The 22184-nt window shown below is 69.2% G+C and carries 21 protein-coding genes; 11 read left to right on the top strand and 10 right to left on the bottom strand.

The annotated features are described in order from the left end of the window. Window positions 1-28: 28 nt before the first annotated feature. From EGT67_RS22510 to EGT67_RS22500, 3 genes are all read right to left on the bottom strand, one after another. Window positions 29-421, bottom strand: a complete 393-nt coding sequence (locus EGT67_RS22510) for an RNHCP domain-containing protein (protein WP_206612470.1) — start codon at window positions 419-421, stop codon at window positions 29-31. Window positions 422-440: 19 nt separating this feature from the next. Next, window positions 441-776: an RNHCP domain-containing protein gene (locus EGT67_RS22505; protein ID WP_127918318.1), complete on the bottom strand. Its 336-nt coding sequence runs from the start codon at window positions 774-776 to the stop codon at window positions 441-443. 284 nt (window positions 777-1060) lie between these two features. Then, window positions 1061-1654 carry a TetR/AcrR family transcriptional regulator gene (locus EGT67_RS22500; RefSeq protein ID WP_241566190.1) on the bottom strand — a complete coding sequence of 198 codons (594 nt, stop codon included), beginning with the start codon at window positions 1652-1654 and terminating at the stop codon, window positions 1061-1063. A gap of 101 nt (window positions 1655-1755) precedes the next feature. Between EGT67_RS22500 and EGT67_RS22495 the strand changes: the two genes are divergently transcribed. From EGT67_RS22495 to EGT67_RS22480, 4 genes are all read left to right on the top strand, one after another. Further along, window positions 1756-2574 (top strand): enoyl-CoA hydratase/isomerase family protein, encoded by an 819-nt coding sequence (locus EGT67_RS22495; protein ID WP_127918317.1) that lies wholly within the window; start codon window positions 1756-1758, stop codon window positions 2572-2574. Then, window positions 2571-3341 (top strand): SDR family NAD(P)-dependent oxidoreductase, encoded by a 771-nt coding sequence (locus tag EGT67_RS22490; protein ID WP_127918316.1) that lies wholly within the window; start codon window positions 2571-2573, stop codon window positions 3339-3341. The genes EGT67_RS22495 and EGT67_RS22490 overlap by 4 nt, the downstream gene beginning before the upstream one ends. A 113-nt stretch (window positions 3342-3454) precedes the next feature. After that, window positions 3455-4246 carry an SDR family NAD(P)-dependent oxidoreductase gene (locus EGT67_RS22485; protein WP_127918315.1) on the top strand — a complete coding sequence of 264 codons (792 nt, stop codon included), beginning with the start codon at window positions 3455-3457 and terminating at the stop codon, window positions 4244-4246. Between the two features lie 52 nt (window positions 4247-4298). Continuing rightward, window positions 4299-5609: an MFS transporter gene (locus EGT67_RS22480; RefSeq protein WP_206612469.1), complete on the top strand. Its 1311-nt coding sequence runs from the start codon at window positions 4299-4301 to the stop codon at window positions 5607-5609. On the opposite strand, the gene EGT67_RS22475 is transcribed toward EGT67_RS22480, so the two are convergent. Beyond that, the gene (locus EGT67_RS22475) at window positions 5606-6535 is read right to left on the bottom strand and encodes an NADP-dependent oxidoreductase (protein ID WP_127918313.1); all 930 of its coding nucleotides are present in this window, start codon (window positions 6533-6535) and stop codon (window positions 5606-5608) included. The two genes, EGT67_RS22480 and EGT67_RS22475, sit on opposite strands and share 4 nt — an antisense overlap. Window positions 6536-6589: 54 nt before the next feature. After that, the gene (locus EGT67_RS22470) at window positions 6590-7741 is read right to left on the bottom strand and encodes a 3-ketosteroid-9-alpha-monooxygenase, oxygenase component (RefSeq protein ID WP_127918312.1); all 1152 of its coding nucleotides are present in this window, start codon (window positions 7739-7741) and stop codon (window positions 6590-6592) included. Between the two features lie 279 nt (window positions 7742-8020). On the opposite strand from EGT67_RS22470, the gene EGT67_RS22465 reads away from it, so the two are divergent. Continuing rightward, the gene (locus tag EGT67_RS22465; RefSeq protein WP_127918311.1) at window positions 8021-8833 is read left to right on the top strand and encodes an alpha/beta fold hydrolase; all 813 of its coding nucleotides are present in this window, start codon (window positions 8021-8023) and stop codon (window positions 8831-8833) included. Between the two features lie 11 nt (window positions 8834-8844). Here EGT67_RS22465 and EGT67_RS22460 read toward each other — a convergent pair whose 3' ends face one another. Further along, the gene (locus EGT67_RS22460; protein WP_127918310.1) at window positions 8845-9735 is read right to left on the bottom strand and encodes a D-alanyl-D-alanine carboxypeptidase family protein; all 891 of its coding nucleotides are present in this window, start codon (window positions 9733-9735) and stop codon (window positions 8845-8847) included. 111 nt (window positions 9736-9846) lie between these two features. Between EGT67_RS22460 and EGT67_RS22455 the strand changes: the two genes are divergently transcribed. Then, window positions 9847-10530: a response regulator transcription factor gene (locus EGT67_RS22455; RefSeq protein ID WP_164877641.1), complete on the top strand. Its 684-nt coding sequence runs from the start codon at window positions 9847-9849 to the stop codon at window positions 10528-10530. Further along, on the top strand, window positions 10527-11939 hold the full coding sequence (locus tag EGT67_RS22450) for a sensor histidine kinase (RefSeq protein ID WP_127918309.1): 1413 nt from the start codon (window positions 10527-10529) through the stop codon (window positions 11937-11939). The genes EGT67_RS22455 and EGT67_RS22450 overlap by 4 nt, the downstream gene beginning before the upstream one ends. A 67-nt stretch (window positions 11940-12006) precedes the next feature. Here the strand turns inward: EGT67_RS22450 and EGT67_RS22445 are convergent, their stop codons facing one another. Then, window positions 12007-12972 carry a DUF2889 domain-containing protein gene (locus tag EGT67_RS22445; protein ID WP_127918308.1) on the bottom strand — a complete coding sequence of 322 codons (966 nt, stop codon included), beginning with the start codon at window positions 12970-12972 and terminating at the stop codon, window positions 12007-12009. A gap of 190 nt (window positions 12973-13162) precedes the next feature. On the opposite strand from EGT67_RS22445, the gene EGT67_RS22440 reads away from it, so the two are divergent. Continuing rightward, window positions 13163-15760, top strand: coding sequence for a helix-turn-helix transcriptional regulator (locus tag EGT67_RS22440; protein WP_127918307.1), 2598 nt, complete (start codon window positions 13163-13165; stop codon window positions 15758-15760). Between the two features lie 44 nt (window positions 15761-15804). Further along, the gene (locus EGT67_RS22435) at window positions 15805-17442 is read left to right on the top strand and encodes an MFS transporter (protein ID WP_127918306.1); all 1638 of its coding nucleotides are present in this window, start codon (window positions 15805-15807) and stop codon (window positions 17440-17442) included. Window positions 17443-17516: 74 nt separating this feature from the next. On the opposite strand, the gene EGT67_RS22430 is transcribed toward EGT67_RS22435, so the two are convergent. From EGT67_RS22430 to EGT67_RS22420, 3 genes are all read right to left on the bottom strand, one after another. Further along, window positions 17517-19058, bottom strand: a complete 1542-nt coding sequence (locus EGT67_RS22430) for an acetyl-CoA hydrolase/transferase family protein (RefSeq protein ID WP_421958159.1) — start codon at window positions 19056-19058, stop codon at window positions 17517-17519. Between the two features lie 175 nt (window positions 19059-19233). Further along, entirely contained in the window at window positions 19234-19560 is a 327-nt protein-coding gene (locus EGT67_RS22425) for a branched-chain amino acid transporter permease (RefSeq protein ID WP_127918304.1), read from the bottom strand. Beyond that, window positions 19553-20287, bottom strand: a complete 735-nt coding sequence (locus tag EGT67_RS22420; protein WP_241566189.1) for an AzlC family ABC transporter permease — start codon at window positions 20285-20287, stop codon at window positions 19553-19555. The genes EGT67_RS22425 and EGT67_RS22420 overlap by 8 nt, the downstream gene beginning before the upstream one ends. A gap of 79 nt (window positions 20288-20366) precedes the next feature. Here EGT67_RS22420 and EGT67_RS22415 point away from each other — a divergent pair, with 79 nt between their 5' ends. Together EGT67_RS22415 and EGT67_RS22410 are read left to right on the top strand one after the other, a co-directional pair. Next, window positions 20367-20801: an Lrp/AsnC family transcriptional regulator gene (locus EGT67_RS22415; RefSeq protein WP_127918302.1), complete on the top strand. Its 435-nt coding sequence runs from the start codon at window positions 20367-20369 to the stop codon at window positions 20799-20801. A gap of 469 nt (window positions 20802-21270) precedes the next feature. Beyond that, complete coding sequence (locus EGT67_RS22410) at window positions 21271-22104, top strand: M23 family metallopeptidase (protein WP_421958155.1); 834 nt, start codon at window positions 21271-21273, stop codon at window positions 22102-22104. The last annotated feature ends 80 nt before the right edge of the window (window positions 22105-22184 follow it).

Genomic DNA, 22184 nt, shown 5'->3' with positions numbered 1-22184 from the left:
CGAGCCCTCCGCGCCGCCCCCGAACTCGTCAGTGAATACGGCCGAGGCGCGACAGCGGGCGCACCGCGATGCGCACCAGTGCGAGCGGATTGTCGTCGCCGGCGGTCCGGTTGGCGCCCATCGCACCGCACGCACTGCAACGGTGGATGATCACCCATTCGCCATCACCGCGCACCGAGATCGAGATCGGGTCCATCCGACCCCCGCACGACGACGCACGGTCGCCGGGCAGGTCCCGGTCGACGTGCCTGCTGCACAGGCACGTCGGACAGTGGTTGCGGTGCGCGGTGCCGGGGGCCCACATCGGCACGTCCAAACCGCAACCGAGACAACGAAACGACGTCCTGCGGCGCGCGGGTCCGTCTCGATGAACGGGCTTCGCGCGCTGCGGACGCTCGATTCGGCCGTTCCTGCGTGACACGTCGATCACCCCGGCCGCGTCAGAGTTGCGCGAGGTGTTCGAGCGGGAACGGCGGCTGCGCCAACGGTTTCACCGCAATGCGAATCAACAGCAGTTGGTTGTCGTCGTCGACGACCGGATGAGCCGCGAGATGATCGCAGCCCGTACACCGATGAATCAGCATCCAGTCGCCGTCGCGCAGGACGGCCACAGCGATGGGATGTGTGCGGGCACGGCACTGCCCGTGCGTACCGGTCAGGCAGTTGGGACAGTGAGTCCGGGGCTCCGCGCTCGGAGCGGCCACGGACACCGCGAGTCCGCACCGGATGCACGTGAAGGTGGACAGGTGTGAAATTGGTGTGCCACTGCTGGACACGAGAGTTCTCCTCTGTGAGATCGATCGGTCGGCAAGGTCGGCCGAGCGCACTCGATCCCGCGGAAGACTCACACCGGACAGGAGATCCGATGTCGGGTACGGATCACCGGTCCGAGCGGTTCGCGGGATCGCGAAGGAGCTCGGCGGCTGTCCGGGGCATAGTTCACCACTTCCATGTGCGTAGTTGCCGGCCCGGGGCCGGATGCGCTGAACGATAGGCGGCGCCCCGGGCGACGCGCAATCGAATTACCGCGCCGCACCGTCCGCGCGGTGATCGCGGCGGGTCAGGATGCGGTGATTCCGTCGAGCACCAGCCGGACGAGGTAGTCGACGAAGTCGTCCTCGCTCCAATCGGACCGCACGAGAGTCAGCGTCGTGAGCGCTCCGCGGAGCGTGTCCAGCACGAGCGCGCCGTCCACGTCCGGCCTGATGTCGCCGGCTTCGATCGCCCGGTCGAACACCGCGGCGTATCGCGCCCGCACCGGTGCGATGAACCGTCGCTCGGCCTCGTGCTGGAGCGTGGGATCGGCGACCATGTCCGCGATCAGTCCTGGCATGCCACGCCGGTACTCGGGCAACAACTGGAGTGCGACCATGTCCCGCACCATCGCGGTGAAGGTCTCGACGAACGGTGCACCCTCCGGAATCGCGCTCGCCGACAGCGGCTCCCGCCGGAACAGGGCCTCCTGCACGAGTGCCGCCTTGCTCCCCCACCACTGGTACAACAGCGGGCGCCCGACGTCGGCCCGGCGAGCCACCGCAGCGAAGGTGAGCGCCTCGTAGCCGGCCTCGATCAGCAGCGCCGCGGTCGCGTCGAGCACCGCCCGATGGCGGGCGGGATCGCGCGGCCTGCCCCGCGTGGGGCCGTTCCCATCCAAGACGACTCCGTTCTCGAGAACTACTGACAAATTACCTTACATCGTGTAAGCGTAATAGTCGGACGAATCGACGCGAACGTTCCGAACGATGCGGAGCCCGAATGACTTTGATCGACATTGCACGACCGGACCCGGCCGTCGCCACCATCACCCTCAACCGACCCGAGCGGCTCAACGCCCTGAGCTTCGCACTGGTCGAGGAACTGCACGCGGCACTCACCGCTCTCGAGAACGACAACACCTGCCGCGTGGTGATCCTCACCGGGGCGGGTCGGGGGTTCAGCGCCGGCCTCGACCTGAAGGACCCGACGCGCACGGCACCGACCGCGGCAGGCCTCACCGGACCCGCGGCCGGGATGCGCACCCAGGAGTACATCGCCTCGCTCGTCCCCCGCCTGCAACGACTCCCACAGACGGTGATCGCCGCGATCAACGGTCCGGCGTTCGGCGGCGGACTGGCGCTGGCGGCCGCGTGCGACCTGCGGATCGCGGCGACCTCGGCGCGATTCGGCGTGCAGTTCATCAAGATCGGCATCTCCGGATGCGACATCGGGATCAGCTATACCCTGCCCCGGCTGGTCGGCGCGGGACGTGCCACCGAGCTGATCACCACCGCCCGGGAGTTCGACACCGCCGAGGCCGAGCGGATCGGGTTCGTCACCCGCGTCGTGCCCGACGCCGAACTGCTGGACACGGCACGGGAGCTCGCGGCCACCCTGTGCGGTCACAGCCCGTTCGCGCTGGCGATGACCAAGCAGGTCCTCACCGCGAACGCCTACGCCGGCGGCATCGATGGCGCGATCGCCCTCGAGAACCGCACCCAGATCCTGGCCGGCACCGGCGGCGAGTTCGCGGAAGCCGCCGCAGCATTCATCGAACGCAGACCGCCCGCGTGGGCGCAGACGGGAGAACGAGCATGAACCGACGAGAACTGCACCGCCTCTTCGACCTCACCGGGCGCACCGCGGTCGTCACCGGCGGCACCCGAGGAATCGGACTGGCGATCGCAGAGGGGTTCGCGGCCGCCGGCGCCGACGTCGTCGTCGCCAGCCGCAAGCCCGACGCATGCACCGAGGCGTCCCGCCACCTCCGGGAGCTCGGCGGCAACGCGATCGGGATCGCCACGCACATGGGTGAACTCGACGACCTCACGGCACTCGCCGAGGGCACCGCGGACGAGTTCGGCGGCATCGACATCCTGGTCAATGCCGCGGCGAACCCGCTCACCCTGCCGCTCGGCAAGTTCACCCCGGAGGCGTGGTCCAAGTCGTACGACGTGAACCTGCGCGGTCCGGTGTTCCTGACCCAGGCGGCACTGCCCTACCTCGAGGCCAGTGAGCACGCCGCCGTCATCAATGTCATCTCGGTGGGCGCGTTCATGTTCTCGCCGAAGGTCGCCATGTACGCGGCGGGCAAGAACGCGCTGTTGTCGTACACCCGCTCGATGGCCGCGGAGTTCGCGTCGCGCGGGATCCGCGTCAACGCACTCGCTCCGGGCTCGGTCGACACCGACATGGTGCGCAACAACCCGCCCGAAGCGATCGAGGCCATGCGGCAGATGTCGCTGCAGCAACGCATCGCCTCCCCGTCCGAGATGGTCGGCCCCGCGCTGCTGCTCGCGTCCGATGCCGGCAGCTACATCACCGGACAGGTGATCGTCGCCGACGGCGGATCGGTGGTGCACTGACCACGGTGTGACGCGTACCACTGAGCGAGAAACGCCCTTCCCTTCCGCCGTCGATCGCGCGATGGTCCGTCGTGGGCCGGACAGTCCGGCCTGCAACGGATTTCGGAGGACGCATGGCACGGCTCGACGGCAAGGTCGCGATCATCACCGGAGCAGCGCAGGGCATGGGAGCAGCCACGGCCCGGTTGTTCGTCGCCGAGGGTGCGCGCGTGGCACTCGGCGACGTCCTGGAGGAGCAGGGCCGCGCCCTCGCCGAGGAACTGGGCGACGCGGCGTTCTTCGCCCCGCTGGACGTGAGCAGCGAGAACTCGTGGACGGCGTTCACCGCGCAGACCGCCGAGCGGTTCGGCGCGATCGACATCCTCGTCAACAACGCCGGCGTGATGCACTGGGCGCCGATCGAGGACATCGACGTCGCCAGGACCGAACGTCTGCTCGACGTCAATGTTCTCGGAAACCTGCTGGGCGCCAAGGCCGTCGTGCCGACCATGAAGAAGGCCGGGCGCGGCGTGATCGTCAACATCTCCTCGGTCGACGGACTGCGCGGCGTCAACGGGCTCGCCGCCTACACCGCGAGCAAGTGGGCGGTGCGCGGCCTCACCAAGGCCCTCGCCTACGAGTTGGGGCCGGCGGGTATCCGCGTGTGCTCGGTCCATCCCGGCGGCGTGGACACCACGCTCGGCAATCCGGGCGGCCTGGTCGGCGACGACCTGCAGAGCAAGTACGTGGGTGTGCCGCTCCAGCGGATCGGCGAATCGGAGGACATCGCGCGCGCCACGCTGTTCGTCGCCAGTGACGAGGCGTCGTACATCTCGGGCGCCGAACTGGCCGTGGACGGCGGCTGGTCGGCCGGCACCTACTACCCGGGTCTGCCGGGCACGCCGCCGGCGCTGCTGCCGAACTAGTTCCGTCGGGCCGACCAGCGCGGTCCCGAGGGCGAACGCCACAATGTACGCCGTGAGTTCCGAGATCGCCCCGCCCCGTTCCACCCCCAGCTCGACCCCCTCCGGGCGCGGCCCTCGGATCCACCCGGCGTGGCTGGCCGCCGCCGTCGCGTTCCTGGCGCTGGTCGGTGCCGCCAGTTTCCGGGCCGCGCCGTCCGTGCTGATCGACCCCCTGCACGACGACTTCGGATGGTCGCGGGCGAGCATCTCGGCGGCCGTGTCGGTCAACCTCGTGCTCTACGGGCTCACCGCCCCGTTCGCCGCCGCCCTGATGGAGCGGTTCGGCATGCGCCGGATCGTGGCCTCGGCGTTGGCCCTCGTCGCCCTGGGCAGCGGCCTCACGGTGTTCATGACCACGACGTGGCAGTTGATCCTGCTGTGGGGCGTGCTGGTGGGTCTCGGGACCGGGTCGATGGCGCTCGCGTTCGTCGCGACCGTCACCGACCGCTGGTTCGTCGCCCGCCGCGGCCTGGTCACCGGCATCCTCACCGCGGGCGGCGCGGCCGGACAATTGGTGTTCCTCCCGGTCCTCGCCATGCTCGCCGAGCGCTACGACTGGCAGACGGTGTCGCTCACCGTGGCGGCCGCCGCCCTCGCCGTGGTGCCCCTGGTGCTGATGTTCCTCCGCGACCGCCCCGAGGACGTCGGGACGACACCCTATGGGGCACCGGCCGACTACGTCCGCCCGGCGGTCCCGGACGCGCCCGGCGGCGCGGTCGGACGCGCGCTCGGGGTGCTGCGGTCGGCCGCGCGGACCCGCGTGTTCTGGTTGCTCGCAGGCACGTTCGCGATCTGCGGCGCCAGCACCAACGGACTGGTCGGCACGCACTTCGTTCCGGCCGCGCACGACCACGGCATGCCGGTCACCGCGGCGGCGAGCCTGCTGGCGGTGATCGGCATCTTCGACCTGGTCGGCACCATCGCGTCGGGATGGTTCACGGACCGGTTCGACGCCCGCAAACTGCTCGGGATCTACTACCTGCTGCGCGGTCTGTCCCTGATGGTGCTGCCGCTGCTGTTCGCCGAGACGGTGCACCCGCCGATGATCGCGTTCATCATCTTCTACGGCCTCGACTGGGTCGCGACGGTTCCACCCACGGTCGCGCTGTGCCGCAAACACTTCGGCGCCGACGGCCCGATCGTCTTCGGCTGGGTGCTGGCGTCGCACCAGATCGGCGCGGGCCTGGTGGCGTTCCTTGCGGGACTCGTGCGCGATCGGTTCGGCGGCTACGACGCGGCGTTCTACGTGGCCGGCGGGCTGTGTGCGATCGCGGCCGTGATGTCGTTGGCGATCGCGAAGTCGCCGCGGGTCCGGGCGGGCTAGGGAATCAGCACGAACTTTCCGCGCGCGTGAGGCTCGCGGAGGGCGCGATGGGCATCGGCGGCCTGGGCGAGCGGGAACCGGGTGCCGACCACCACGTTCAGGCCACCGTTGCCCGCCATGTCGATGAGGAGTGGGCGCGCCTCCCTGCGGATCCGATCGCTGTTCTCGTTGCCCGCACCGATCGCGAGGAAGCCGTCCCGCGCCGCCCGTTCGAACGCGACGATCGTGACGATGCGGTCGAGGGGGGCACCCAGGGCGAGCGAGGCGTCGACGACGTCGTCGGTGCCGACCGTGTCGATCACCGCGTCGACGCCGTCCGGGGCGACAGCCCGGATCCGCTCCGGCAGGCCGTCACCGGGCAACACCGGCGCCGCGCCGAGTGTCCGCAGAAAGTCGTGGTGTTTCTCCCAGGCCACACCGACGACGATCGCGCCCCGCGCCACGGCGAGCTGCACCACCAGCTCGCCGACACCACCGGCGGCGCCCTGGACGACGACGACATCTCCCTCCCCGACCCGGGTCACGGTCAGGGCGTCGACCGCGGTGCCGCCCGCGACGAGCAGACACGCCGCGGACTCCCACGGCACGGGCTCCGGTTTGGGCAGAACGTCCGCCGCGGACACCAGCACCCGCTCGGAATAGGCGCCGGCACCCGCGTAGACGACCACTTCCTCCCCGACCCGGACGTCCGTTTCCTCGTCTCCGACGGCGACGACGACACCCGCCCCCTCGACGCCCGGGCGGACCGGCAGCCGCGCGGGGTCCCGCCCGAACTCGCCGCTGTAGAGCTTGTAGTCGATGGGATTGACGCCGATCGCGCGCATCTCCACGACGACCTGGCCGGGGCCGGGCGACGGGAGGTCCTCGTCGATCACTTCGAGGACCTCCGGCCCACCATATGCGTTGGCCACAACGGTTTTCGCCATGACCGGACAACCCCGGGACACCGCCGGGTATTCCCGGCGGCCTCGGTTCGATCGCTAGTTCGAAGCGGCGATCTCGGCGGCCCGGCGCTCCAGGTTCTCGGCGACCTCGCGCCGCCAGGCCGCGACCGGCTTGGTGGTGTCCATCTCGAACTCGAAGCGGGCCACCATGTCGGGCGTGATGTCGGCGACGTCGACGTAGAACTGCTCGTACCAGCGGCGCAGCTGGTAGACCGGGCCGTCCTCCTCGCACAGCAGCGGGTTCTCGATCCGGGTCTTGTTCTTCCAGATCGCGACGTCCTGCTCGAAACCGATCGTGATGTACGACGCCATCGTCGTCGCGAGATCCTGTGCCTTCTCGCCCTGGATCGCGTCGGTCTGCTTGACCTTGATGCCGTACATGAGCACGAACTTGTCCGGCGCGATCGGGTAGTGGCAGTTGATGAGGATCGAGTCGATCGAGAAATCGGGGTAGTGGTAGGCGAGCTCGTCGATCATGAACGAGGGGCCGTAGTAGGACGCCACCGAATCGTTGCCGGTCGCGGCCGGCTGCGTGCTGGTCGGGCGGACCATGTCGTCACGGCCGACGCCCTCGTAGTACTGGGTCGCGATGTGGCCCTCGAAGACGTTCTTGAACTTGATCGGGAAGCCGTAGTGCACGTAGAAGAAGTGCGCCATGTCGACGACGTTGTCGATGATCTCGCGACAGTTGGTGTCGATGGTGATCTGCTTCCACACCCAGTCGGTCCACTCCTCACCCGGCTGACTCATGTCCGGGATCGTGACCTCCGCCGGCGGCGGGTTGCCCTCCGGGTCGTGCCAGACGAACAGCAGGCCGTCCTTCTCCATCGTGGTCCACGCGCGGGTCTTCGCGAGCGGCGGAACCCGGCGGGCATACGGGATGTCGGTGCACTTGCCGTTGCCGTTCCAGCGCCAGTCGTGGAACGGGCACGCGACCGAATCGCCCTTGATCTCACCCTGGCTCAGGTCGCCACCCATGTGCCGGCAGTACGCGTCGAGCACCTTCAGATCGCCCTGGCTGTCGGCGAACACCACCAGCTTGGTGCCGAAGGCGTGGATCGAGTGCGGCTTCCCGTCGCGCAGTTCACGCGTCAGACCCACACAGTGCCAACCCCGGGCGAACCGAGCCGGAGCCTCACCGGCGTCGATCATCCGAACTTCCTCGTTGTCCGTCTCCATCGTCGTCATGTCAGCTCCCCGAACCCTTTCCAGTGAAAACGTCCGATTACTCGGATCAACCACTCGTTTGATCAAATGTGTCCCGCTTCACACTGGAACACGTGTCAGTCGAGGGTTGCACGAATCTCACTGAACGGGACCGAATCGGACCGTTTGTCCTTGATTGGTGACCAAAGTCCATATCGTTACGGCCCGCCACGGCGTTTGTCGGCCGACGACGCCGCGGGGAAGGGCATGGTGAGAAACGAGTACTGGGTACCCGTTCCACGATCCGGAAGGACGCGAACCATGCCCGACACCCCGCCTGTCATGTTCATCCACGGCCTCTGGCTCGCCGCGTCGTCCTGGGACCCGTGGCGCGCGAAGTTCGGAGCGGCCGGATTCCGGACCGTCGCACCCACGTGGCCCGGCGAGGCGCCGAGCATCTCCGACACCCGCGCGCACGCCGAGGACCAGGCCGGCAACGGCATCGACGAGATCACCGCACACTTCGCGGAGGCGATCGCCCCGCTCGGCCGCAAACCGATCGTCATCGGCCATTCGTTCGGCGGCCTGATCGCGCAGAAGCTCCTCGCCGCCGACGTCGCCGCGGCCGCCGTCGCGATCGACCCCGCACAGATCCAGGGTGTGAAGGCGCTGCCGTTCGCCCAGTTGAGGACCTCGTTCCCCGTGCTCGGCAATCCCGCGAACGCGAAACGGAGCGTGACCCTCACCCCGGACGCGTTCGCGTACAGGTTCGGCAACGCCCTCGACCGCAGCGAGTCCGACGCGCTGTACGAGCACTGGTCCATCCCGTCCCCGGGCCGCCCGCTGTTCCAGGCGGCGTTCGCGAACGTCCTGCCCGGTTCGCCCGCGCACGTCGACACGAACGTCGAACGGGGTCCGCTGCTGATCCTCGGCGGCGGCCAGGACCACTCGGTGCCCGAATCGGTGAGCCGGTCGGCGCATCACCGCTACCGCAAGGCCCACACGGACAACGACTACGTCGTGTTCGCCGACCGTGGGCACTCGCTCACCATCGACCACGGCTGGCCGGAGGTCGCCGACACCGTCCTCGAGTGGTTGGCGGAGAAGGGGTTCGACGCCCCCGTCGGTCACTGAGCGTCACGACGTCAACTCTCGGTACCCCCGATCTCGTCGAGCAGCCGGGACGCCCGGTCGATGGCGTCGTCCGCCGAGCGGCCCTCGCCCTGCACCGCCCCCACCACGAGCCGGCCCGGGACACCGACCCTCGCGGCGAACAGGAACACCCCGCCCGCCTCGCCGGTCGTGCCGGTCTTGAGGCCCACGACACCCTGCCGGCCGAGAAGCCGGTTCGTGTTGCGGACAACCCCGACGCCCGAAAGCACCGCCTCCTCCTGCGCGACGATCTCGGCGATCACCGGATTTCGCACGGCCGCCGCCGCGAGCAGGGTCAGGTCCCGCGCGGTGCTCGTCGTCGTCGGCGAGAAGCCGCTCGCGTCCGTACCCACGGTCGTCGAGGTCATCCCCAGCGCGCGGACCAACTCGTTTGCCGCCGTCCGATATTCGGACAGGGAACCGAACGCCCACACGGCGAGGCTGTCCGCGAGATTGTTCGCCGACGGCAGCAGCATGCCGACGAGCATCTCGTACTCGGACAACTCCTGTCCGTCTCCCACGGCGACCGCCGAACCGCCCCGTCCGGCGTAGCTGCTGTAGAGATCGGTGTCGGCGCCCGTCATCGTCAGTACCGGCCCGTCCTCACCCGGCGCCAGCGGCCTCCGCTCGAGCACCGTCAGAGCGGTGATGAGCTTTGCGGTGCTCGCGGTGGGCCGGGGACGTTGCTCGCGAGCCCCACCCACCCGGATCTCGCCGTTCGGATCGTCGACGAAGGTGTACGCGGTCGTGGCACCGTGCCGGGACAGGCCGACGGGTCCGCTCGATCCCGGCCGGGCCATGACATCGACGAACCACAGCGTCACTCCGACCAGCAGGATCACGACGGCGATGGGGAAGGCGACTCCCCTGCGAATGATGTGCATGACGTCCACCGTCGCGGCCGGGTGTCCGAATCCTGCGGGTGTTGCGTCACCGTTCTGCTACAAGGTGTGGCGCCCATCCTGCCGCCGCCGGTGGCCGGGAGGATGGGCGCCATGACTGCGGTGCTGCTGATCGAGGACGACGACAACCTGCGCGACGCGCTGAGCCTCGCCCTGCACCGCTACGGGCACACGGTGGCGCCGGCCCCGAGCGGCGAGGCCGGCCTGTCCGCGCTGGCGGACCGGCCCGTGGACATCGTCGTGCTGGACGTGATGCTGCCCGGTATCGACGGGTTCGAGGTGTGCCGGCGGATCCGCGCCCGCAGCACGGTCCCGATCATCATGCTCACCGCGCGCGGCGAGGACTTCGATGTCGTGTCGGGGCTCGAGACAGGCGCCGACGACTACGTCGTCAAACCCGTGCAGCCCCGCATTCTCGACGCCCGCATCAAGGCGGTGTTGCGCCGCGCCCCGGCGGTGGCCGCCCCCGCCGCGCGCGAGGTGCACGGTGACCTCGTCATCGACCGAGCCGCGCTGACGATCACCGAGGGCGCCCGGCAGCCCGAGCTCACCCGTACCGAATGGCAGCTGTTGCTGGCCCTCTCCGAGCGCCCCGGCCAGGTGTTCTCGCGCGAGCAGCTACTCGAAAGGGTGTGGGGCTTCGACCACCTCGGCGGCTCTCGGCTGGTCGACGCGTGCGTGCAGCGGCTGCGCGCGAAGCTCGAGAAGGAGCCGTCGAATCCCCGGTACGTGCAGACGGTTCGCGGCTTCGGCTACCGGTTCGGACCTGTCGCATGAACATTCGCCCGCCGGGACTGCAGGCCCGGCTCACCGCACTCGTCGCGTCGGTCGCCTTCATCGCCGCGGTCGCGACGTCCGCCGCCGTGTATCTGCAGGCACGCGCCAACATCTTCTCGACCGCGCAGGACCAGATGCTGACCGCGTTCACCGACACCCTCGATTCCGCGGTTCCCTGGTTCGACGCGCACCCCACGCGCCGAGACCTGTACGAGTTCACCGGCATCGGCGACGGCAGCACGGCGTGGTCCGGCGACGTCCGCACCGACACGTGGCCCGCGGATGTGCCCGGGCCGCCGCCGGAGTTGCTCGCGCGCCTGGAGCGGTCGGAGCTGCCGGTCTTCCAGCGCGTCGACAACGCCGGCAAACCGCTCTTCTACGTGGGCGGTCGTGTCGGAGAACGCGACCTGCCGCTGTCGACGCCGACGTATGTCACAGCCGTGTTCGACCTGGCAGAGGCCCAGTCCCAGATCGATTCGCTCGAGCGTCGCGCGGCGGCGGTCGCCGTCGTCGTGTCGGTCCTGGCCGCAGTGATCGGGCTGTGGACCGCGCGTCGACTCGTGCTTCCCTTGCGTCGGCTCAGTGCTGCCGCGGCCGAACTGGTCCCGGGTCGGCCACGCCAGGAACTCACCGCCGGTGCCAGCCACGAGCTTGCCGACCTGGTTGCCACCTTCAACCGCTCCGCCGCCGAACTCGACCGCACCGTCGCCGATCTCGCGGCCAAGGAGGCCGACGCCAGGCGGTTCGTCGCCGACGTCTTCCACGAACTCCGCACGCCGATCGCGGCGCTGGTCGCGGTCGCCGAGGTGCTCGAGGAGGATGCCGAGTCGATGGACGCCGACACAGCACGGGCCGCCCGCATCGTGAGCCGGGGCGCGGGGCGATTGTCCCGGCTCACCGAGGACGTCATCGAGATCTCTCGCTTCGACTCCGGCCGCGCCGATCTCGCCACCGAACCGCACGACCTCGTCGACGTCGTGCGGGAGTCGTTGCAGACCCGCGGATTCGAGTCCCGCGTACGCATGGAGGCCACCGCACCCGTGGTCGTCGTCGCGGATCGGCGGCGGATCGACATCGCGGTCGGGAACCTCGTCTCCAATGCGTTCGCGCACGGTAGCCCACCGGTGGAGGTCACTGTGTGCGCCGACGGCGACGATGCCGTGATCACCGTGACCGACCACGGCACCGCCATCCCGGAGGACGTTCGCGAGCACTTGTTCGAGCGGTTCTACAAGGCCGACGCGTCCCGGGGCCGGACCAGCGGCAGTGGCATCGGGCTCGCGCTCGCCGAGGAGAACGTGGTTCTTCACGGCGGGACGATCACCGTGACCTCGGACCCGGCGGGCAACACCTTCACAGTCCGGTTGCCCGGCGCGGCACGCGCGGCAACAGCGGATCGGCCGGGTTGACCGTCGGCCCACCGGAGGCTCACCGGATCGTCGCGGGGCCGGCTCGAGGTGCGATGCCGGCATCACCTCAGTGGGCGATGCTCCGCAGCAGGTCGTTGAGGTGGGTGCAGGTGTCCACGCCCCGCAGTTCACGACGCACCGTCCCCTCCACCCGGTCGAGCGTCATGCCGACCAGACGTCCGGCGCTCGCCACCGCACCCGGGCAGTCGAACCACGGCAACACCCGCGGGGTCGCGACGGCCTCGCGGATCACCCCGGTGCCCTCGTCCGCGATCACGGTCAGTTCGTACTCGTGGATCACGGTCTCGACGCCGTCGGCCCGACCGTACGTGTCGCGGAACATCGCGTCGATGTGGATCGCGCCGTCGACGACCCACCGGTCGATTCGCCGCCGCCGGCGCATCGAGTGAACCGCGAGCGGGCGCGGTGAGCGCCCGAACGCATCGTGGGCGGGCGGGGCGGCCGGCCCGTCCGCGACGGGGCTGCGTCCACGCACCGCGATCGTCGTGATCAACGCTCCGTTCGCGGAGTAGCCCGCGCACTGGTCACCGACGGGGACATATCCGGTACTGGCGGTCACGCTATCGCCGTCCCGTTCCCTGGCCGCGGACACCGCGTGGCCGGAGATCAGCGTCCCCATCGGAACGTCGTCCAGCAGCAGGGCCAGTGGCGCGGACACCCGCGGGGCGGCATCGGCCACGCGCCCGCGGAACCCGGCGATCGCGGAGTGCCCGACGAGGGCGGCGAGTTCCGGCACGGCCGGCGAAGTCTCGATGCCGGAGAGGGTTCGGCCGCCGTGGTAATCCACCGAGGCCCGCAGCGTGACCGCCTCGCGGACCGACGGCCGCCGGTCCGCGTCGATCGCGAAATCCCACGCGCGCCCGCCGAGGACGAGGGTCCCACCGACTCCGTCCGGTCGGTCGATGTCGAGGTATGCGACGCGCCGGACGGAACTCGGATGCACCTTCGGGGAATCGGGTCGCGGTGCGCGGACCGACCCGTGCAACGCCGGATCCGGTACACGCTCGCTCATCTCGCCGAGAGTGCCGCAGGGCTGCCGGGCGAGCAATACGAGGTCTCACCCCGCGGGAACCGCAGGCCACGACGACCCCCGAAACCGTAGTTTGCAATGATCGAGATCGAATAGGTTGATGGAGCGACTGTTCCGCCCGTCGTTCCCACGAGGCGGGCTCAGCCATGACCGAGCCGGGGGGTGCTTCTTGATGACACGGCGAGACGGCAGCAGTTCGAGTCCTGTACCGAGCCGCAATGCCGCATGGGCGCCTCCGCGCACGCGACTCCTGGCCCGGCTGGACCGGAACTCGCCCATCACCGTCATCCGAGCACCGCGCGGGTTCGGCAAGACCGAACTGGTCGTGTCGTGGCTGGAGGCGACTCGATCGGACGTCCGCGCGGTGCTGCGGATTCCGGCCTTCGCGGGCTGCACGGATGCCGAGATCTACTGGCAGTCCATGGCCGACCGAATCCGGGCGTCGGGCATCGTTGCCGGAGAAACGATTCCGAGCACCCGATCCGGGTCCGGTGCCGAGGAGGTTCGAGAATCCCTCGCCCGCAGTGGCGCACCGGTCCTGCTCGTGCTGGACCGCATCGACCTGGTGGAGGACGAGCGGATCGAGGAGGAGATCCTGCATCTCCTCGACCGCTGTCACAACGTGAACATCGTTGCCACGGCCTGCGGGCGCTCGTTGTTCGGTGATCCGATCTTGATGGAGCCGACGCACGAACTCATTCTCGCGCGGGACCTGATGTACACACCGGCGGAAGCCGAGGATCTGTTTGCGCATGCGGAAATCAGCCTCAGACCTGGTGAATTGGAGTACATTCTCGGGCGCGTCTCCGCCGTGCCGGCCTTGATGCGGATCGCGGTCGTCGTCGCCAAGAGCCTCCCCGCCGCCCGCGATCGGCGCGGGCTCCTCGTGTACCGCCTGGACGTCGCGATCGACCGGTTCGTGCAATCGGTTGTCCTCCAACATCCTTCGGTTGACGCCGATCGAGACTTCGTCATCGGCATCGCGGCCGCGCGCATGATCACACCCGAGGTCGCGCGGCTACTGACCGGCGCCGACGATGCCGCGCACCGCCTCGCCGTTCTCGAAACCGCCGGAATCGTCAATCATTGCGAGACAACTGTGGGCGATGCCTGGGAGTACACGCCGGCGGTTCGCGACCGGCTCCTCGTTGTCCAGGAGCGAACCGGGCTCGAACCCGCCCGGCGGCTGACCGCGCTCGCACGCAATGCCGCGGCCCGGGGCGAAGTGGCCGAGGCATTGTCCTACGCCCTCGAGGCGCGCAACTGGGAACTGGCGATCGAACTGCTCGAGGAGCACTGGGTCCGGCTCGTCGGCGGTCATTTCGGCCTCCTGCGTTCGGCGCTGCGTGAACTACCGCCGGATCTCGTCGAGGAACGTCCGGTCATCAAGGCCGGCCGCGATCTGTTCGTCCTCCTCGGCTCACAGCCGACGATTCCCGCCGACGCGCTGCCGCGGGATCCGGCGGCGCTCGAGAAGCTCGGGACGACCGCGGAGGCGCGTGATGCCCTCGCCATCGGTTGCGTGCAGTCGCTCATGCTGCGGCTGGCCGGCGAGCACGATCGCGCCGCCGAGATGACGCGACGCCTGTCGCACCTGGTCCGCGGGGCGCTGGAGGCGCGGCCGGAGGACGTCGGTCCCCAGCTGCCGGTGATGCGACTGCAGTGGGGGATCACCTACCAGCTGGCCGGGGCGTTCGCCGAATCCGCGGTGGAACTGCGGTTGGCCCACCGTGGCGCGCTGGGACAGCGGGTCGATTTCGTCGCCCGCAACGCGGCCGGCAACTCGGCGATGAACTGGGCGATCATCGGGGAGCCCCGGCGAACCGAGGAGTGGCTCGAGCTCGAGGACGCGCACCCGGACCCGGACGGCTGGCTCGAACCGATGGTCAAGGTGGGTGGCCTGGTCGCACGGACCCTCGTCGCGCTCGACCACCTCGATCTCGCCGCCGCCGGACGATGGCTCGACGAACTGGGGGAAGCGTCGGAGCGAGAGGAACTGTGGCCGTACATCACCTATGCGCACTGCCGCCACGCGTTGGCGACCGGGCAGGCGTACACGGGCATGGCCGTCCTCCAGCGGGCCGTCACCTCGCACTCGGCGGCGATCCGCAACGGTTCCGCTATCGCACGGCTCATGACCTCCCTCGAGCTCGATCTGCGCCTGGCGCTCGGCGAAGGCAATCGGGCGCTGGCGACAATCGAGGCGCAGCCGGTCGAAGCGCCGTTGATCGTGGCCACGGCCGCCCGCGTGCACCTGCTCACCGGCTCGCCCGCCACCGCACTGGCACTGTGCCGGAAGTGCGACTGGTTCAGCCATCCGTTCACCCGCACCCAGCTCGAGGTGCTGCTCATCGAGGCGGCGGCCCACCGCACGCTCGGCGAGAAGGCCGCGGCGGCCCGGGCGTGGGCCCACGCCGCCGCCATCGCCGATCGCACCGGCCTCGTCGGCACACTCGCGACCGTGCCGCGCGAACTGGTCGCCGGTCTCGACGCGGCGGCGCCCCTGTCGTCCACGGCGGCGGCGGCGTTCCTGGCGTCCGATGTGCCCGAGATCTACCCGGCCGCGGTGCACCACGTCGAGCTGACCGAGCGGGAGCATGCGGTGCTCGTCGAGTTGGCGCAGGGACTGTCGACGCTCGAGATCGCGCGAAAGCTGTTCGTGTCGAGCAACACTGTCAAGAGCCAGCTGCGGACGCTGTACCGCAAGATCGGTGCGCACTCGCGGGACGAGGCGCTCGAGATCGCATACCGGACGGGTTTGATCGACTGAGCCGATCGACCCCAGGTCGACGCCCCGGCCTGCTTCAATCAGGTATGCAGGCCGACACCGGATCGCGGGCCGGGGCACGGGCGACGCTCGTGCTGGCGACGCTGTCGGCCGGGCAGTTCCTAATGACCCTCGACAGTTCGGTGATGAACGTGTCGATGGCGATGGTCGCGTCCGACCTGGGCACCACGATCACCGGAATCCAGACCGCGATCACGCTGTACACGCTCGTGATGGCGACGCTGATGATCACCGGAGGCAAGGTCGGCAGCATCATCGGACGGCGGCGGGCGTTCGCAATCGGACTGGTGATCTACGGTTCGGGCTCGCTCACCACCGCGCTCGCCCCGAATCTCGCCGTCCTGCTGATCGGGTGGTCGCTGCTCGAGGGCATCGGCGCCGCACTGATCATGCCGGCAATCGTTGCGCTGGTCGCGTCCAACTTCGCCCCCGAGAGACGTTCGAGCGCATACGGATTGATCGCGGCGTCGGGCGCGATCGCGGTCGCGGCGGGACCACTGATCGGCGGCGCCGTGACGACGTTCGCGTCGTGGCGGTACGTCTTCGCGGGCGAGGTGGTCCTGGTCCTGCTGATCCTGCCGGTGCTGCGCAGGATCGAGGACGCCCCGCCGTCGCGGGTGCGCCTCGATCTCGTCGGGTCGGCGCTGTCGGTGCTCGGTCTCGGTCTCGTGGTGTACGGCGTGCTCCGGTCCGGCGAGTGGGGGTGGCTGCGCAGCCGCACCGGCGGTCCCGAGGTGCTGGGACTGTCTCCGGTGGTGTGGCTGGTCCTCGGCGGACTCCTGGTGGTCTACGCCCTCACGCGGTGGGAGGCATACCTGACCCGCCGCGGCCGAGATCCCCTGCTCGACACCCGGCTGTTCGGCAACCGCCAACTGGCCGGCGGGCTGACGATGTTCTTCGCACAGTTCATGATTCAGGCGGGCGTCTTCTTCACCGTGCCGCTGTTCCTGTCCGTCGTACTCGAGCTGAGCGCGCTGCAGACAGGCGTGCGACTGCTGCCGCTGTCGGTGGCGCTGCTGGCGGCCGCGGTGGGCATTCCCAAGCTGTGGCCGCAGGCGATGCCCCGGCGCGTGGTCAGGCTCGGGCTGGCGTCGATGACCGTGGGCATTCTCATCCTCGCGGCCGGGATGGATCCCGGCGCCGGCGCCGGGATCGTCGCCGTCCCGATGCTGCTGATGGGCCTCGGGCTGGGCGCCCTCTCCTCGCAGTTGGGCGCGGTCACGGTCTCCGCCGTCCCGGACTCGCGCAGCGCCGAGGTCGGCGGACTGCAGAACACCGCCACCAATCTCGGGGCCTCCCTCGGCACCGCGCTGATCGGCTCGGTGCTGATCACGACGCTCGGTGCGTCGATCGTCGCCGGCATCGAGAACGATCCGCGGGTCCCCCCGGCGGTGCAGGAACAGGCCACCGTCGACCTCGCGAGCGGCGTGCCGTTCCTCAGCGACACCCAACTCGACGCGGCCCTGGCGGACGCGAACGTCGACCCGCCAGTCGCCGACGCGGTGGTCGCCGCCAACACCGACGCCCGCCTCGAGGCGCTGCAGAGCGCACTGTCGGTGGCGGCGCTGCTGGCCGTCGGCGCGCTGTTCTTCACCGGGAGAATTCCCCGCAGGCCGGTGGGCGAGCGCGACGAGGGACCCGACACGGTGACCGAGACTCCCTGAACCCCACCGTGACGCGCCGGAATGTCGGCGTGAGCCCGAGGTGTCGGATTCGCGGAATCCGACCGGGGAGGAGCTCAGTTCGGCAGCATCGAACCGGTCTCGTTGAACCGCTGGTGGAACGACAGCGACTCGCCCAGCAGGTGCGGGGTGTGCCCGGCCGACGGGTAGGCCTCGGCGCGGTCGACGTAGTCGAGCAGCATCGCCCGGTAGTCCGGGTGCGCGCACTTGTCGATCACCACACGGGAGCGCTTGCGCGGCGACAGCCCGCGCAGGTCCGCGAGACCCTGCTCCGTGACGAGCACCTGGACGTCGTGCTCGGTGTGGTCGACGTGCGGGACCATCGGCACGATCGACGAGATCGCACCCCCCTTTGCTGTGGACGGGCTCAGGAACATCGACAGGTAGCCGTTGCGGGCGAAGTCGCCGGAGCCACCGATCCCGTTCATGATCTTGGTGCCCATGACATGCGTCGAGTTCACGTTGCCGTAGATGTCCGCCTCGAGCATGCCGTTCATCGCGATGATGCCGAGGCGGCGGACGATCTCCGGGTGATTGCTGATCTCCTGCGGGCGCAACACGATGTGCTTGCGGTAAAAGTCGATGTTCGACACCAGTTCGTCGATGCCGGCCTCCGACAACGCCAGCGACGTCGCCGAGGCGTAGCGCACGGTGCCGTGCTTGATGAGGTGCAGCATGCCGTCCTGGATCACCTCGGAGAAGCAGGTCAGCCCCTTGTGCGGGCCGGCGTCGAGACCCTGCAGGACCGCGTTCGCGACGTTGCCGATGCCCGACTGCAGCGGCAGCAGGCCGTCGGCGGGCAGCCGGCCCTGCGCAACCTCGTGCTCGAAGAAGTCGAGCACGTGCGCGGCGATGGCCTGGCTGATCTCGTCGGGCGGGGTGAGCGGGCTCGCGCTGTCGCGGGCGTCGGTCTCGACTACCGCGACCACCTTGTTCGGGTCCACCTTCAGGGTGGGCTGGCCGATGCGGTCCTCGACCGAGGTGAGCTGGATCGGCTTGCGGTACGGCGGCAGCGCGGTGCCGTAGTAGATGTCGTGGATTCCGGCCATCGCCTCGGGCACCCACGAGTTCACCTCGAGGATGATCTTGTCGGCGACGTCGAGCCAGGTCTTGTTGTTGCCGATGGACGCCGACGGGACGAGTTCGCCCGACTCCGTGATGCCCGCGACCTCGACGACCGCCACGTCGACGTTGCCGTAGTAGCCCTCCCACACCTGCTGCGCGACGTGCGACAGGTGGATGTCGACGTAGTCCATGCGGCCGCTGTTGATGTTGCGGCGGGCGGTCGGCTCCGACTGGTAGGGCATGCGCAGCGAGATGCCGTCGACCTCGGCCAGCAAGCGCTCGGTGCCCGCGGACACCGACGCACCCGTCAGCAGGTTGATGGTGAAGTTCGACCCGGCGCCGCGCACGGCGTGGATGCGGTCGGCGAGCGCCGGGATGATCGCCTTGGGCGTGCCGGCGCTGGCGAAGCCGCTGATCGCCACAGTGTCGTGGGGGTGGATGAACTCGACGGCCGCCTGCGCGGAGGTCACCTTGTTCCGGAATACCGAGCTGCGAATCCTGGTCGGTGTGGCCAGCGATCCGGGTTCATCCACGTGCGACGTCACAGTGACAAGGCTAACGGCCGACACTCCGGTGAAATTGCGCCCACAATCAATCGAAATGCCTCTGACATGCAAGTTCTGTCCCAAAATCGGGGATCCGGATCGGCGACGGGACCGAACTGTGCGACGAGCGCGCGAATCGCCGCGACGAGCTGCGTACTCCGGTTCAGCCGAACACCCAATTCAGGAGAACCATGTAAGCCGCGGTGCCCCCGACGATGCTGAGCAGCGCGTGTCGACGCCAGAGATGCAGACCGATCGTCACGCCGAGCGCGGCGACCGCGGGCCCGAGCGACGCCGGCGCGATCGAGACGTTCCGCAGCGTGTAGACGGCGAGGATCAACATGATGCCGACCGGCATGTGGGCGCCCAGGTAGTGCACCAGCGCGGACGAGCGCAGCGGCGCGATCACGGCGAACGGCACGGCCCGCAGCGCGAAGGTGACGGCCATGATCACCACGAGCGCCGACAGGATGTACGACACGTCAGGCACGGGCGCGCCTCCGTCGGTCCAGCGCGAAGCGGGCCAGCAGCGTCACCACGAACACCGACATCGCGACCACCAGCATCTGATCGCGCGCGACCACCAGCGCGACCAGGGCGCTCAGCAACGCCAGGATCGGTGTGGGCACATCCGGGCGGACCCGGTACGCGTCGATCGCCAGCACCACGAACAGCGCGGTGAGCGCGAAGTCCAGACCGAGGAGCTGCATCGGGATCACGTTGCCGACGACCGCTCCGACGACACCGCCGAGTACCCAGTACAGCTGGCAGAACACCTGGATGAAGAGGATGCGCCGACTGCTCAGCGAACGCGGATCCTTGGCAGCGGTGACGGCGTACGCCTCGTCGGTCAACGCGTACATGCTGTAGAGCCGCGCCGCCGGCCCCTTCACCCGATGCAGCGGGAACGACAGCCCGTAGAAGACGTGGCGGAAGTTCACGAGGAACGTCGTCATCGCCACGGAGGCGAGGGGCGTGACCGCGAGCACCAACCCGATCGCGAGGAACTCGAGCGAACCCGCGTAGATCATGAGGGAGAAGATCGGCGCCCACCACCAGTGGAAGCCGGACTGGACGAGAAGCAGTCCGAACGCCAGACCGAGCGGGAACAGCCCGAACCCGACCGAGACGGTGTCTCGGGCCGCCGCACGGAGATCGGACCTGCGCGACTCGGTGGCGTGGGCTCGGAGGCCCGGTTCGGGAAACGCGCTGGTCACCCCGCAATAATAGTGTCGAGGGACTGGCATTTGATTGCCGGATATTGCCTGAACGGCTTATTCGGCGCAATATTCTGCTGTGGATGATCTCGACCGCGCAATATTGCGCGAGCTACGCGCCAACGCCCGGCTGACGAATGCCGAACTGGCCGATCGCGTCGGGCTCACGCCGTCGCCGTGCCTGCGGCGAGTCCGACGACTCGAGGCCGACGGTGTCATCGTCGGCTACCAAGCCGTCGTCGATCCCGACGCGGTCGGACGCGGATGCGAGGTGATCGTCAACGCCGAGATCGTGTCGCAGGACCGCAAGACCGTCGAGCAGTTCGAGAACGAGGTGGGCGCCTTCGACGAGGTGGTCGAGTTCCGCCGCATGATCGGCCTGCCCGACTACTTCATCCGCGTCGCTGTCGCCGACCTCAACGCCTTCGAGGTGTTCCTGCGCACCAAGCTGATGGAGCAGCCGGCGATCTCGAAGATCGAGTCGCACCTGACGATGAAGAAGCTCAAGGGCTAGACCCGGAGAGTCGGCCCCCGCGCCCCAGCGCCGGGGCCGGCTTCTTTGCGTCCGCATGCCATTCGGCTGAGATCACGGTCACAAGGGGGCCGAGCCGGCCGTCGATTCGCGGGCCCATTCGATCTTGTTCTGGTCGAGCGGTCGCAAGCGCCGACCGGGGTTCCATGTCACAGTGACGTAATTCGTCCGCCCGTCACGCCGATTGGGTGCTCGACCTCGATGGACGGCGCCCCAGGCGTTCGGACCCGACGGTCCACTTCGGGCCGCCCCGGCCCCCGCCCGAGCTCGATTTCGGAGCACTCAAGCGCCTGACCAGCAGATTTCCTCGAAACCGGTCGGTTCATAACCTATCAAGATAAAGATCCGATCACGGTGGACGAGTCGATACCTCTTTGTTACTTTTCCGTGACGAAAGATCCGAGGTCGCCGTCCGCAGGACCGACCAGAGACCACAAATGAGGTAACCGCTGTGGCCAATCACCACAGGACGTTTAGTTCCGAAACCCAGACTGCCACGACCCCCCGCGGTCACCGCTCCCTGAAGGCGGCGGCGGTGGCCGTCGCCACCGGCGCTCTGCTCGCAGGAAGCGTGCAAGTCGGCGCCGCCACCGCGTCCGCGGCGCCCCTGCGGCTGCCCGACGTCGGCAACATCCAGCTTCAGCTGCCCGCCGGGCAGTTCCTGCCCGGCATCAACATCCCGGCGCTCTCCGACGCCGCACAGCAGGGGTGGACCCCGCCGTCCGCCGAGCAGTGGACGCCCGCACCCAAGCTGATCGCCCCCGCGCCGGCGCCCGAACCGCAGCCGGCACCGATGCCCGCGCCGCTGCCCGCACCGGCACCGGCACCCGCGCCCGAGGCAGCACCGGTTCCCGCCCCCATGCCGGCCCCGTTCATCGCGCCGCCGCCGCGCCCCCTCTTCGTCCAGCCCGTGTCGGGCTTCCTCACCTCCAGCTACGGCCCGCGCTGGGGTACGCACCACAACGGCATCGACGTGGGCGCCAACCTCGGCACGCCGATCTTCTCGGTCGCGGACGGGGTCGTCATCAATGCCGGCCCGGCGTCCGGATTCGGCCAGTGGGTCCGCGTCCAGCACGACGACGGCACCATCAGCGTGTACGGCCATGTCGACAGCTTCACGGCAGGCGTCGGTGAGCGCGTGATCGCCGGTCAGCAGATCGCGACGGTCGGCAACCGCGGCCAGTCCACCGGCCCGCACCTCCACCTCGAGGTCTGGGATCCGAACGGCTACCAGGTCGATCCGATGATCTGGTTGCCCGAGCACGGCGTTGCCCTCAGCTGGTAGGAGCACCCGCAGCAGCACGGTCGCCGACGGCCCGGCCCCACCGCATCCGGTGGGGCCGGGCCGTCGGCGCAGCGGCTTCC

Source organism: Prescottella agglutinans (genome assembly GCF_004011865.1).
Taxonomy (GTDB): Bacteria; Actinomycetota; Actinomycetes; order Mycobacteriales; family Mycobacteriaceae; genus Prescottella; species Prescottella agglutinans.
This window is presented reverse-complemented; position numbering and strand designations above follow the sequence as displayed.